General features: G+C 67.2%; 11 protein-coding genes and 1 riboswitch. Of the genes, 8 read left to right on the top strand and 3 right to left on the bottom strand.

The features are described from left to right. The first annotated feature begins 9 nt into the window (after positions 1–9). Complete coding sequence (locus tag HQ308_RS08345) at positions 10–648, top strand: ANTAR domain-containing protein (RefSeq protein ID WP_222638262.1); 639 nt, start codon at positions 10–12, stop codon at positions 646–648. 18 nt (positions 649–666) lie between these two features. Here HQ308_RS08345 and HQ308_RS08340 read toward each other — a convergent pair whose 3' ends face one another. After that, positions 667–2,265 carry a GMC oxidoreductase gene (locus tag HQ308_RS08340; protein ID WP_222646128.1) on the bottom strand — a complete coding sequence of 533 codons (1,599 nt, stop codon included), beginning with the start codon at positions 2,263–2,265 and terminating at the stop codon, positions 667–669. A gap of 142 nt (positions 2,266–2,407) precedes the next feature. On the opposite strand from HQ308_RS08340, the gene HQ308_RS08335 reads away from it, so the two are divergent. After that, a complete protein-coding gene (locus HQ308_RS08335) occupies positions 2,408–3,490 on the top strand; it encodes a tartrate dehydrogenase (RefSeq protein ID WP_056447200.1) in 1,083 nt (360 codons plus the stop codon). A gap of 310 nt (positions 3,491–3,800) precedes the next feature. Here the strand turns inward: HQ308_RS08335 and HQ308_RS08330 are convergent, their stop codons facing one another. Continuing rightward, on the bottom strand, positions 3,801–4,880 hold the full coding sequence (locus HQ308_RS08330; RefSeq protein WP_222646127.1) for an SDR family oxidoreductase: 1,080 nt from the start codon (positions 4,878–4,880) through the stop codon (positions 3,801–3,803). Positions 4,881–5,229: 349 nt separating this feature from the next. Here HQ308_RS08330 and HQ308_RS08325 point away from each other — a divergent pair, with 349 nt between their 5' ends. Beyond that, positions 5,230–6,513, top strand: coding sequence for an NAD(P)-binding protein (locus HQ308_RS08325; RefSeq protein WP_222646126.1), 1,284 nt, complete (start codon positions 5,230–5,232; stop codon positions 6,511–6,513). On the opposite strand, the gene HQ308_RS08320 is transcribed toward HQ308_RS08325, so the two are convergent. Next, positions 6,476–6,880 (bottom strand): hypothetical protein, encoded by a 405-nt coding sequence (locus HQ308_RS08320; RefSeq protein WP_222646125.1) that lies wholly within the window; start codon positions 6,878–6,880, stop codon positions 6,476–6,478. The two genes, HQ308_RS08325 and HQ308_RS08320, sit on opposite strands and share 38 nt — an antisense overlap. Before the next feature lie 254 nt (positions 6,881–7,134). Beyond that, positions 7,135–7,231, top strand: a riboswitch (SAM riboswitch). A 169-nt stretch (positions 7,232–7,400) separates the two neighbouring features. On the opposite strand from HQ308_RS08320, the gene HQ308_RS08315 reads away from it, so the two are divergent. Genes HQ308_RS08315 through HQ308_RS08295 form a run of 5 tightly spaced genes read left to right on the top strand, consistent with a single transcriptional unit; the run spans position 7,401 to position 12,344 of the window. Then, entirely contained in the window at positions 7,401–8,357 is a 957-nt protein-coding gene (locus tag HQ308_RS08315; protein ID WP_308115720.1) for an amino acid ABC transporter permease, read from the top strand. Continuing rightward, the gene (locus tag HQ308_RS08310; RefSeq protein WP_222646123.1) at positions 8,354–9,136 is read left to right on the top strand and encodes an amino acid ABC transporter ATP-binding protein; all 783 of its coding nucleotides are present in this window, start codon (positions 8,354–8,356) and stop codon (positions 9,134–9,136) included. The genes HQ308_RS08315 and HQ308_RS08310 overlap by 4 nt, the downstream gene beginning before the upstream one ends. A gap of 36 nt (positions 9,137–9,172) precedes the next feature. Continuing rightward, positions 9,173–10,141 (top strand): ABC transporter substrate-binding protein, encoded by a 969-nt coding sequence (locus HQ308_RS08305; protein ID WP_222646122.1) that lies wholly within the window; start codon positions 9,173–9,175, stop codon positions 10,139–10,141. 23 nt (positions 10,142–10,164) lie between these two features. After that, complete coding sequence (locus tag HQ308_RS08300; protein ID WP_222646121.1) at positions 10,165–10,719, top strand: GNAT family N-acetyltransferase; 555 nt, start codon at positions 10,165–10,167, stop codon at positions 10,717–10,719. Beyond that, entirely contained in the window at positions 10,716–12,344 is a 1,629-nt protein-coding gene (locus tag HQ308_RS08295; protein WP_222646120.1) for an ABC transporter substrate-binding protein, read from the top strand. The genes HQ308_RS08300 and HQ308_RS08295 overlap by 4 nt, the downstream gene beginning before the upstream one ends.

Raw genomic sequence — 12,344 nt, 5'->3', positions numbered from 1 at the left:
CCAGAATCCATGGATTCCTTCGACGCCACCCGCGCCGTTGTGGAGCGGTACGCGCCGTCGCTGGGTGTGGACGGGATCGCGGTGGCAGTCATCGTGACCGCGGCGATCCGCGACCTCGTCTACAGCAGCGACGACGTCGCGACCCGCATCGACGAACTGCAGTTCACGCTGGGAACCGGGCCGTGCCTCGATGCCTTCCGGAGTGAACAGACGATGATCAGCATGGTCGGTACCGACGAGGGCTCGCCGTGGCCGCTGTTCGACGACGCCGTTCGAGCTCTCGACGTGGGTGCCGTGTTCGCGCTTCCGGTGGGCACGGAGCCGACGGTGGGCGTGCTCGAGCTCTACCGCCGTGACGCGCATCCGTGGTCGCCGGTGACCGCGGCGCGTGCCGCGCGGTGCGCCGGGGAACTCGCGTCCGCGGTGCGCCGCGACGTCGCCGGAGTGGGGGACGGCGCGGACGATCCGCTGTCCCGCGCCTCCGTGCACGTGGCTGCCGGCATGATGGCAGCACGGTTCCGGATCACCGCCGACGAGGCCGTGGTTCGGCTCCGGTCCCTCGCCTACGCAGACGGGATACGCGTCACCCAGCTCGCGGACGACATCGTCGCGCGGCGGGTCGAGCTGACCGATGCCCTGCTGGACTGACGCCGGCCGCGGACCGGCTCAGATGACGGTGCCGACGTCGGTGGCCACGATGCTGTCGAGAGCGTGCTCCGCGACTGCGGCGATGGTCATCGACGGGTTGCAGGCGGCGCAGTTGCCCGGGATCAGGGCGCCGTCGAGAACGTAGAGGCCGCGCTGTCCCTGGACTCGACCCTCCAGATCACAGACCGTTCCCATGTTGGCCCCGCCGAGCGGGTGCCAGGTGGACGGGAACACCGCGTTGGTGTCCACGACGAGGCTGTTCGGTCCGGCGATCGCGCGCACGCGCGGGTCGATGTGACTCTGGATGGCCGCATCCCCCTCGTGCGGCCACCGCAGGATCGCATCGTCCCGCGCACCGTCGTAGACGAAACGCCCACGGGCGTCGCTGACGCCGTAGCCGACCAGAACGGTGGTCCGGGCATCCACCCCGAGAGGGGGGAACGACGCCTGGATGACCGTCATCGCGCGGGACGCGTCCGCCCAGTCGAGACTGCCGAAGACCACCGGGCCGCCCTGTGCGGGTCCGAAGTCCTGGTCGAACGTCGTCCACGAGTAGATCCTGTCCGCGTTGGTGCCCCAGCCGTCGCCGAGCGCGTCCGGCATGTCCGGGATCCGGCCGGACGCTGCCGCCCGCATCAGCAGTCGCGTGGTGTTCATGCTGCCCGCAGCCATGATCAGGGTCGGCGTGGTGAGGATCTTGTTCTCCACGACCGCCCCCGAGGTGTCGATGCGGTCGACGTACACCGTCCACCGGCCGTCTGACGCCCGTTCGACGTCGGTGACCTGGTGCAGGGTCTGTACCGTCGCCAGCCCGGTCGCCTCCGCCTCGGCGATGTACGTGACGTCCACGGAGAACTTGCCGCCGTTGTTGACGCCGATGGCGCCGTCGCCGTTGGTGTAGGACGGGGCCATCTCGCCACGAAGTTCGTCGAGCGCGAAGTTCCAGTCGATGGGCATCGGGATCTTCGACACGGGGAGTCCGAGTCGTCGTGCACTGTCCCGGAATGCTCGTGGTGCAGCGTAATTGGGGCTGTCGACCAACTCGTCGGGCGCGACCGCGAGGTGCAGCATCCGGGCGACCCGCGGGTAATGGACGCGATCGAGCAGGCCCCAGTCCAGTGCGCCGGGGAACTGCGACGCGAACACCGCCTCGGCCGGCTGCAGCGTCATCCCCTGATAGACGAGGGACCCGCCGCCGACCCCGGCCGCACACAGCGCGGTCATGTTCTCGCCGGGAACCGCCTCGACGAGGCCGGTGTACGCCGGGACGTCGATCGGACGTCCGAACACGTTCTTCGCGGATCCGTACCAGAGGAAACGACCGTCGGGTGAGCGAGCGTGCGGAAAGGTCTCGGCGTTCGGACCGGTCGGCCATCGCAGACCGCGCTCGAGCACGGTCACCGGAACGCCTGCCTGTGCGAGGCGCAGTGCGGCGACGCCGCCGCCGAACCCGGAGCCGACGATCACCACGCGGTGATCCTCGCGGGAGAGCGGAACTCGTTGTGTGCGTGCGGCGATGCCGTGAGCAGAGGCGCGGGCGGCATGGTTGCCGGCGATCAGCGCACCGCCGGCCGCGGCGGCGCCGGAGAGGAACGTGCGGCGAGTGAACGGTGACATGCGGCTTCCCCCGGATCGTTCGTGGAGTCCGCCGATACCTGTGGGCACCCCCCGGCGAACACCCGATCTCGATGCCGGGTGCTCAGAACCTAGACAGTTCTGTCCGCGAGTGTCAAGGTTTCGCCCCGACTAGGCTCGAACGATGGCTACCAGACGCATCGCAGTGATCCCGGGTGACGGCATCGGCAAGGAGGTGGTTCCCGCCGGTATCGAAGTACTGGACGCCGCGGCGGCGGCGTTCGACCTCGACCTCGAGTACGAGTACTTCGACTACGCCAGCGCCGACTACTACGTCGAGCACGGAAAGATGCTTCCCGACGGCTGGTTCGAGGAGCTCCGACCGTTCGACGCGATCTTCTTCGGAGCGGTGGGCTGGCCGGAGGTGGTGCCGGACCACATCTCGTTGTGGGGCAGTCTGCTCCAGTTCCGACGTCACTTCGACCAGTACGTGAATCTGCGGCCCATCCGGCTCATGCCGGGCGTCACCAGCCCGCTTGCGGGACGCGAGGTCGGCGACATCGACTTCTACGTGGTGCGGGAGAACACCGAGGGGGAGTACACCGATCTCGGCGGCCGGATGTTCGCGGGAACTGAGCGTGAGACGGTGATCCAGGAGACGGTCATGTCGCGCATCGGCGTCGACCGAATCCTGAAGTACGCCTTCGAACTCGCCGAGACCAGGCCGAAACGCCACCTGACGTCCGCGACCAAGAGCAACGGCATCTCCATCTCGATGCCGTACTGGGACGAGCGGGTCGCCGCCATGGCGTCGCATCACCCCACGGTGGACGTCGACAGCTATCACATCGACATCCTCACGGCGAACTTCGTGCTGCACCCGGACTGGTTCGACGTGGTCGTCGCGAGCAATCTGTTCGGGGACATCCTGTCCGATCTCGGACCGGCGATCGCGGGCACCATCGGCATCGCCCCGAGTGGAAACATCAACCCGGAGGGGCTCTTTCCCAGTCTGTTCGAGCCGGTGCACGGATCGGCACCGGGTATCGCGGGCAAGAACGTCGCCAATCCGATCGGACAGATCTGGAGCGGCAGCATGATGCTCGATCACCTCGGCGAACCCGATGCCGCGCGCACGGTCCTGACCGCGGTCGAGAACGTGTTGGCACGGGGCGGCGCCGCGCTCACCGCGGACATGGGCGGAACGTCGGGGACCGACGAGTTGGGGCGCATCATCGCGGACGAGGTGACCGCTCTCGCTCGCTGATGATGTTCTCGAAATTGACACCGTTTCGGGGCGTTGTCTGTGAGCACGACCAAGTCAGTGACAGGTCACCACACCGTTCATCGTCGTCCGTGACGACGGGTCCTTCATGATCTGTGTGCGCGAAACAATCGCGACATCACTCACTCGGGAGACATCATGCTCAGCATTCTCAACGGCCTCAGCTTCCTCAATTTCTCGTTCGGAGATCTGCTGCCTCTGACCGATTTCCTGAACATTCTGAAGAGCCTCTCGATCGCGTCCTGACGCCGACGGCCGGGCGGGTCCACCCGCCCGGCCGTTGCGTCCGACGTCAGCGAGGAATGATCCGCGCGTCCCGGTACCGAGCGAGGTTCTCCGCGAAACTCTCACTGGTCGAGCGGAATCCGAGGAACCCCGCCTCGCGGCTCTTCGTCATGTCGGTCAGGCACTCCATGTCGCGGCCGAGGTCGCCGTCGGTGTGCCACCACGATGCGAGTCGAGTCACGTCCGACTCGACGAGGTCGTACTTCTCGGCGATGCGCCGCCACGCGTCGGGTGCATCGTCCATTCGCGTCGCCAACGGTCGCGGTTCGGTGTCGAAACCGACGGGTTCGACACCGAAATGGTCGGCGATGCGCGGCCACAGCCATCGCCAACGGAACACGTCGCCGTTCGCGACATTGAATGGCTCGTCGGCGCCGTTCTCGTTCGTGGCGGCCCAGATCATCTGCTCGGCGAGCAGATCGGCATCGGTGACATCGGTCAGACCGTTCCACTGGGTCTCCGAACCGGGGAAGACGAACGGCTCGCCGGTCTCCTTGCAGAGAGTGGCGTACACCGACAGGGTGAGTGCCATGTTCATGGCGTTGCCCACGGCGAACCCGAAGATGGTGTGTGCCCGGTGCACGCTCCAGGTGAAACCCAGTCGCTCTGCGCCCGAAAACAACTCGTCCTCCTGGGCGTAGTAGAAGTTCGGTGTGTCGAGGCGCTCCTCGCTCTCGTGGAACGGGGTCTCCGCCGTCACAGCGGCGCCGTAGGCGTCGAACGGGCCGAGGTAGTGCTTCAGACCCGTCATGAGAGCGACGTGCTTCACCGAGTTCTCCGGCGCCAGCGCGTCGAACATGTTCCGGAGGGTGGCGGTGTTCACCTCGATGTTCTCCGCCTCCGAGTCCTGCATCATCCACGCCGTGAAGAACACGAGGTCGGGCGCCGTTCCGCGCAGTGCCTCACTCAGAGCATCGGCGTCGAGAAGGTCGGCCGTCACGGGTGTCACGCCGTCGACCGGCAACTCGGTCTTGCGCGACAACCCGTAGGTGCGCCACCCCGCGTCGACGAGTCGTCGACAGATGGTCTGCCCCGAGATGCCGGTGGCTCCGACGACGAGCGCCGTGCCCGGACTTCGTGCTGCCATGTGTGTGATGCCTCCGATCGGTGATCGTGTCTCGATCCAGCATGGGCTACCCGTGGGGGCGACGGAGCAACCAGTGTTGCCGAGTGGCGCGTCGCACTGGTCCGCTACGTGGCGCCGAGCGCACCGCCCGGTGCCGAGCGCGCGCTGCACCGTGCGCGGAACGCCGTGCGCAGCGCGCGGGCGCCGGAACAGCTCGAGTGGTGCGGCGCACTCGTCGACGTCACAGCCGATCGCCTCTCATCGAGCCGGGCGAAGTGGACAACTTACCGGCGAGTAAGGAAGCTTCAGCGCATCCGCTGCCCGTCCGCGACACCCGCGATCACCTGCACCGGGTGGAGAGAAGCGTGACATGCAGTGGTCGAGGAGACAGTTCCTGGGCGCGATGGGCGTCGCGGGCCTGATCGGGTCGACGGGACCGAAAGCGGTGTCCCGCGCGGCTCCGATACTCGACGGTCTGTATCGGTCGGCGGTGCCCGAGCTCTACGCACCGATCGATCCGGCGCCGGCGCATTCGGAGGCCGTGGTGGTCGGGTCGGGCTTCGGTGCCGCGGTCACCGCGCGGCGCCTCGCCGAGGCCGGCGTTCGCGTCACCGTCCTGGAGCGCGGGTCGCAGTGGCCCACGGATCCGCGTCGACAGATCTTCGCCAACGACTTCCTGCCGGACGGGCGCGCGTTCTGGCGTCGCGGTGGCACTGCTCCGCTGACCGGACTGCCCACGGTTCCCACCGACCGCTTCGGCGGCATCTTCGACGTGAGCGAACACGGCACCATCGACGTGTGGTCCGGAGCCGCGGTCGGCGGTGGTTCGTTGGTGTTCACCGGCGTGATGATCGCCCCCGAACGACGGTTCTTCGACCAGCTCTTCACCGGGCTCGTCTCGTACGACGAGATGCAGGCTCTGCACTACCCGCTCGTCCGTTCCGAGCTGCGGCTCGCACCGATGCCGGAGGACGTCTACCAGTCGCTGCCGTTCACGCATTCACGGGTGTGGGATCACCAGGTCCGCCGCGCCGGGTACACACCACAGCGCATCGACGGTATCTGGGACTGGGACGTGGTGCGCGGAGAGATGGCCGGTCGGTCCCGTCCGTCTGCGATCATCGGGGAGTCGAATCTCGGCAACTCCAACGGCGCCAAGTTCGACCTCAACCGCAACTATCTGGCCGCTGCTCGCGCCACTGGCCGGTGCACGATCCATGCGAGTCACGAGGTCACCGCCGTGACCAGGGAGGCGGACGGTCGCTATTCGCTGACCGTGGATCTGCTCGACCCGTCCGCCGAGGTCCTCTCCACCCGCACGGTGACCTGCGACGACCTGTTCCTGGGAGCCGGGTCGATGGGAACGTCGCGGCTTCTCGTGCATGCCCGCGACACCGGACTGCTCCCCGACCTGAACGAACACGTCGGTGAGGGATGGGGCACCAATGGTGACGCGGCACTCGTCCGCGGCATGAGCCCGGAGGGCAACGGCATCGTGCAGGCGTCGCCCTCGGCGTCGAGGATCTCCGACGACTCGGGCGCCCCGCTCACCCTCGAGAACTGGTTCGTCCCCGGATCGCCCGTCGATCTGACGCTGATCGGCTCGTTGGGCATGGTCATGGACCCGACGATGAGAGCACCGGGACGATGGTGAGCAGCGCGGCGATCGCGAGGGAACCCGCCGGATCGGTCACCGCCACCGCGGAGAACGTCGTACCGCACAGCATCACCATGCCCATGGCGACGAACTGGCGTTCGGTCAGCCGCCCCGAGCGCCAGATGATGCCGGCTCCCACCACGGCCGCAGCGACGGCGAGAGCGGTGGCGAGCATCGGGGCGATGCCGGGGAAGAACAGACCGGGCACCACCCAGCCCGCTCCCAGTGACAGGGCGGAACCGGTGATCGCCGTTCCCATCGCGATCGACCGGATGTCGAGCACCTGCCGTGCGGGTGTCTCGAGAGGCGACTCGGTGGGCGACGTCCGCGCGCCGCGGTGCGCTCTGTCGATGTGTGGCGTCACGCGAGCACCCCGGTCCCCGTCACCGGTGATCCGTCGTCGGCTGACCTCCACCGTGTACCCCGTGAATGTACCGACCGGGACGGTTCCGTCGCGGCGATCCGGCGCACGTCTGGCCGTGAGACCTCGGGCTCGTGACCACCGCGAACACGCGGTCGGTGCGGTTGTCACCCTTTCCGGTCATCATGATTCGAACTCGACGGATCTGAAAACTGTTGTGCGATTTGACGTCTCGAGACGTCGGCGCTACATTTTCCTCACCATCCAGAGCGACCGAGAGACCTGGCTCGTCGACGTCGCAGCAACCCGCCTCGAGTTCGAGTGTGTGGGTGCTACCGCCAGGACCGATGGAGGAGATCCGCCGATGAACACTGTGACGACCCGACGCCCGCACGTCCTGCGCCTGCACCTCGAGTGGTGTCGAGAGTGCTGCTGCGCCTGTACGCGGCGCTGACCAGGTCCCTCACTTCGTCCTCTCGAAAGGCACAGCGATGTTCGCTGCCCTCACGCACCGGTGCAGCCGGTGACTCAACTCCACGATCGACCGGTCGCCACCGACGCCGGTGACGTCTCGGATCACGACCTCGTCGTCGCACGCACGGTGCACCCGTGGCGGTGGATCATCGCCGTCGCGACCCTGGTCCTTCTCGCACAGTTCGTCCACGGGCTGGTCACCAACGCCGGCTGGGACTGGGGCACCTTCGCTCAGTACTTCACGGCGCGGTCCGTCGTCACTGCTCTGTGGCTCACGATCCAGCTGACCTTCTGGGGCACCCTCATCGGGTTCGCACTCGGCATCGCTCTCGCGGCGGCGCGGTTGTCGCAGAACCCGGTCCTGCAGATCATCTCCTGGTTCTACATCTGGGCGTTCCGGTCGATCCCGCTGATCGGGCAACTGCTGTTCTGGTTCAACATCGCCTACCTGTATCAGCGGTTGTCCCTGGGCATTCCGTTCGGACCGAGCTTCGTCGAGTTCGACGTCAACAGTGTCATCAGCGGGTCCACTGCGGCGATCATCGGTCTGGCCCTGCATCAGGCGGCGTACTCGGCGGAGATCGTGCGCGCCGGCATCATCTCGGTCGATCAGGGGCAGCTCGAAGCCGCTGCGGCGCTGGGGATCCCGAAGCGACGCGAATTCTTCGCGATCGTGCTGCCGCAGGCCATGAGGGGAATCCTCCCCAACGCGGCCAACGAGGTGATCAGTCTCTTCAAGGGCACCTCGATCGTCTCGGTCATGGCCATCGCCGAGCTGTTCTATCAGGTCCAGGTGATCTACGGACGGACCGGCCGCGTCGTCCCGATGCTCATGGTCGCGACGGTCTGGTACGTGATTCTGACGTCCGTCCTGTCCGTGGTGCAGTTCTACGTCGAGCGGCACTACTCCAAGGGTGCACTGCGCACGGTGCCGCTCACGCCGATCCAGAAGTTGCATTCGCGCATCGCTGCGCTGCCGCTGTCACCGAGGGGAGCAACTCGATGACCGCCGAGATCGAGACTGCACGGTATGCGGTCGAGGTACGGGGAGTGCACAAGTCCTACGGTGCTCTCGAGGTCCTGAAAGGCGTGGACCTGACCGTGCGGCCGGGGGAGGTCGCGGCCGTTCTCGGACCCTCCGGGTCGGGCAAGTCCACTCTGCTGCGCACGGTGAACCACCTCGAGAAGGTCGACGCCGGATCCGTCCGAGTGGACGGTGCCCTCGTGGGATACCGCCGCAGAGGGCGGAAACTGCACGAACTGACGCCGAAGGAGATTCGGCGCCAGCGCTCGCAGATCGGCTTCGTCTTCCAGAACTTCACCCTGTTCCCGCATCTCACGGTGCTCGAGAACGTGGTCGAGGCACCTGTGTCCGCACAGCGACGTCCGCGGTCGGAGGTGGAACCCGAGGCTCTCGCACTCCTGTCGCGGGTCGGTGTCGGTGACAAGGCGCACGACTACCCGCGGCGGTTGTCCGGCGGACAACAGCAACGCGTCGCGATCGCCCGGGCGCTGGCGCTGCGCCCGAAGGTGATCCTGTTCGACGAACCCACGTCGGCACTCGATCCCGAGCTGGTGGGCGAGGTGCTCGATGTCATCCGCGGTCTCGCCGCAGACGGCGCGACGCTCGTCATCGTCACGCACGAGGTCGGCTTCGCACGCGAGGTCGCCGACACCGTGGTGTTCATGGACGGCGGCGTCGTCCTCGAACAGGGTTCTCCTGCAAAGGTGTTCGACACCCCGACCCACAGTCGCACTCGAGAGTTCCTCTCCCGGGTTCTCTGATTCCCACGCACACCTCTCCCGAAAGTGACCTCTCCCATGTCTCGATCGTCCCGTCGCCTCGCGTCGGTCCTGTCCTCCGTCGCCGTCCTCGCGCTCGTCGCGTCCGCGTGCGGCGAACCCGCAGCCGAGAACACCGTGGTGTCCGAAGCCGGTGTCTCCTATGATCTCTCGCCCGAGCAGTCCGGGCGCATCCACACCGAGAAGGTGGACGACATCGCGGCGAAGGTGCCGCAGGCAATCCGTGATCGCGGAACCCTCGTCGTCACCGGAACAGCGGGTGCGACTCCGCCTCTCGGCTTCTATGCCACCGACGACACCACCGTCGTCGGATCCGAGATCGATCTCGCGAGCCTCTTCGCCGACGTCCTCGGTCTCTCGGTCGACCGCCGGACCGCGGACTGGGCCCAGAACTTCGTCAAGATCGATTCGGGCGAGAACGACGCCTTCATCTCGAACGTGACGGTCACGGAGGAGCGCAAGGAGAAGTACGACTTCGCCACCTACCGCCTCGACAACGTCGCCCTCGAGGTTCCGACGGACTCCGACTGGACGTTCGCCGACCGCAAGGACATCGCCGGCAAGAAGATCGGTGTCTCGTCCGGTACCAACCAGGAACAACTGCTCGTCGACTGGAACACGCAGAACGGGGCGGAGGGCATCGCGCCCGCCGAGATCGTCTACTACCAGAACGCCGCCGACTACTACCTCGCCCTGTCCTCGAAGCGCATCGACGGGTACCTCGGACCCAATCCGTCCGCGCAGTACCACTCGTCGAGCACAGGGGAGTCGAAGATCATCGGCACCTTCTCCGGTGCGGGCGAGGCGCTCCAGGGTGAGATCGCCGTCCTGGTGAAGAAGGACAGCGGGCTCGCCGAGGCGTTCGCGGACGCCATCGATCACACCATCGAGAACGGGACCTACCAGCAGGTGCTGGACAAGTGGGGGCTCGGCGGCGAGGCCGTGTCGGCGTCGGAGATCAATCCACCCGGGCTCCCGAAGAAGTGACCTCGGTCCGACAAGGAGCCCCCGTGGCCGGCAGCGATCGCCCGCAGCTCGAGGTCGCGCGAGTCGACCAGGGCGATCCGCTGGCACGACCCCTGCCCGCGGCGCTGGCGATCGAGTACAGCACCCGCTACGGCGGGACCGCCGACCAGATGTACTCGGCTCTGTCCACCCATCCGGCAGAGGAGTTCGCGCCGCCGCACGGCGGGCTGATCGTGCTCCTCGAGAACGGTGAACCTGTTGCCGGCGGGGCGTTTCGGCGTCACGACGAGCAGACCGCCGAGCTGAAGCGCATCTGGACGTCCGCATCGCACCGCCGACGAGGACTCGCTCGGCGCGTTCTCGCCGAACTGGAATCGGAGATCGCGGCCCGAGGCTACGAGAGCATCCACCTCACCACCGGGTGGCGCCGACCGGAGGCTGTCGGCCTGTATCTGGCGGCGGGGTATACACCGCTGTTCGACCCGGCGGCCCCGCCGGCCGAGGGCGTGCCCCGTGCGTTCCGGAAGACGACTCGACCCACCGACCGACCCACGTTCTTCCTCCCTGCACACACACACATCTTGGAGTTGACCCAGTGATCGACCGCCATCAACGGACACCCGCCGTCAGGGCCGCGATCGGCCTCGTCGCCCTGACCACGGCCCTCACCGCCTGCGGCGGCGCTGCTGGTTCGGCGGGCGCCGACGCCGGCCCCGCTCAGCCGGGAGGCACCCTGAACTACGGACTCTCCACAGCGCCGACGTGCTCGGATCCCGCGCAGGCAGGGACCAACCAGACGATCTACGTCACGCGCGCCGTGGTCGACTCACTCACCGATCAGGATCCCGACACTGGCGAGATCGTGCCGTGGCTCGCCGAGAAGTGGGAGACCGATGCGGATGCGACGTCGTTCACGTTCACACTGAAGGACGGGGTGTCGTTCAGCGACGGCACACCGGTCACCGCGCAGTCGGTCAAGAACAACTTCGACGCCATCGTGGGCACGCTCGGGGCGGCGAAGGCGCCGCTCGCCGCCAGCTATCTCGCGGGATACGTCGGGACGACCGTGGTCGACCCGCGGACCGCGCAGGTGACCTTCTCGTCGCCCAATGCGCAGTTCCTGCAGGCATCGGCGACCTCACAGCTGGGACTGCAGGCCGATGCCACCACGTCGCTGTCCGCCGAGGAGCGCTGCCAGGGCGGAAACATCGGCAGTGGCCCGTTCACGTACACCGACTACCAGCAGGATCGATCGGTGAGTGTGGCCAGGCGAGCCGGCTACTCCTGGGGTTCGCCGGCGTTCGGTCACACCGGTGAGGCCTACCTGGACGGCATCGAGTTCACGGTGGTGCCGGAATCGGGCGTCCGGACCGGAAGCCTGTCGTCGGGTCAGCTCGACGCCGTCAGCGACGCGCTCCCGCAGGACGCACCGACCATCGAGGCGACCGGCGGTCGAGTGCTGACGACGTCGAATCCCGGAACACCCTTCGGTATCGCGCCCAATGTCTCGCGAGGCGTACTGGCCGACCCGGACGTGCGCCGCGCACTCGTCCCCGCGATCGACCGTCAGCAGTTGGTCGACACCGTCCTCGGCCCGAACTTCCTGCCGGCGACCAGCACTCTCGCGAGCAGGACGCCCGGCTACGTGTCGTTGCCCGACGTGACCTTCGACGCCGACGCGGCGCGGACCGTGCTCGACCGTGCGGGTTGGGTACCGGCCGCGGACGGGATCCGCGAGAAGGACGGTCAGCGGCTCAGCTTCTCGATCCTGTTCAGCGCCGTGTTCGCGGGCAACCAGGCAATTCTCGAGTTGCTGCAGCAGCAGTTGCGGGACGTCGGTGTCGATGCCCGGCTCGAGCTGACGTCCGTGCCCGAGTCGATCGCACGACAGAACGCCGGTGACTTCGACGCGACGTACTACAACAGCACGCGTGCCGACGGCGACATCCTGCGGACGTCGTTCGCGGCGGACGGCCGAAATCTCAACCAGCGTGGCCCGATCGCCGATCTGGATGCCTCGTTGACCGATCAGCTGCGCACGACGGACACGACGCAGCGCGGCGAGTACCTGGCGAACGCACAGCAGCAGGTGCTCGACAACGGACTGTGGATCCCGACCGTCGAACTGTCGCAGGCGGTCGGCGCGAGCTCGGCGGTGCAGGACCAGAGGTTCGACGCGTCTGCTCGGCTGCAGTTCTTCGACACCTGGTTGAGCAGGAGCTGA

Source organism: Rhodococcus sp. BP-241 (genome assembly GCF_019836145.1).
In the GTDB taxonomy this organism is placed as follows: Bacteria; Actinomycetota; Actinomycetes; order Mycobacteriales; family Mycobacteriaceae; genus Rhodococcoides.
This window is presented reverse-complemented; position numbering and strand designations above follow the sequence as displayed.

Bases quoted from the DNA above. Each gene is read 5' to 3' on its own strand.
- HQ308_RS08345 (WP_222638262.1), top strand. From the start codon at position 10: ATGGATTCCTTCGACGCCACCCGCGCCGTTGTGGAGCGGTACGCGCCG.
- HQ308_RS08340 (WP_222646128.1), bottom strand. From the start codon at position 2,265: ATGTCACCGTTCACTCGCCGCACGTTCCTCTCCGGCGCCGCCGCGGCC.
- HQ308_RS08335 (WP_056447200.1), top strand. From the start codon at position 2,408: ATGGCTACCAGACGCATCGCAGTGATCCCGGGTGACGGCATCGGCAAG.
- HQ308_RS08330 (WP_222646127.1), bottom strand. From the start codon at position 4,880: ATGGCAGCACGAAGTCCGGGCACGGCGCTCGTCGTCGGAGCCACCGGC.
- HQ308_RS08325 (WP_222646126.1), top strand. From the start codon at position 5,230: ATGCAGTGGTCGAGGAGACAGTTCCTGGGCGCGATGGGCGTCGCGGGC.
- HQ308_RS08310 (WP_222646123.1), top strand. From the start codon at position 8,354: ATGACCGCCGAGATCGAGACTGCACGGTATGCGGTCGAGGTACGGGGA.
- HQ308_RS08305 (WP_222646122.1), top strand. From the start codon at position 9,173: ATGTCTCGATCGTCCCGTCGCCTCGCGTCGGTCCTGTCCTCCGTCGCC.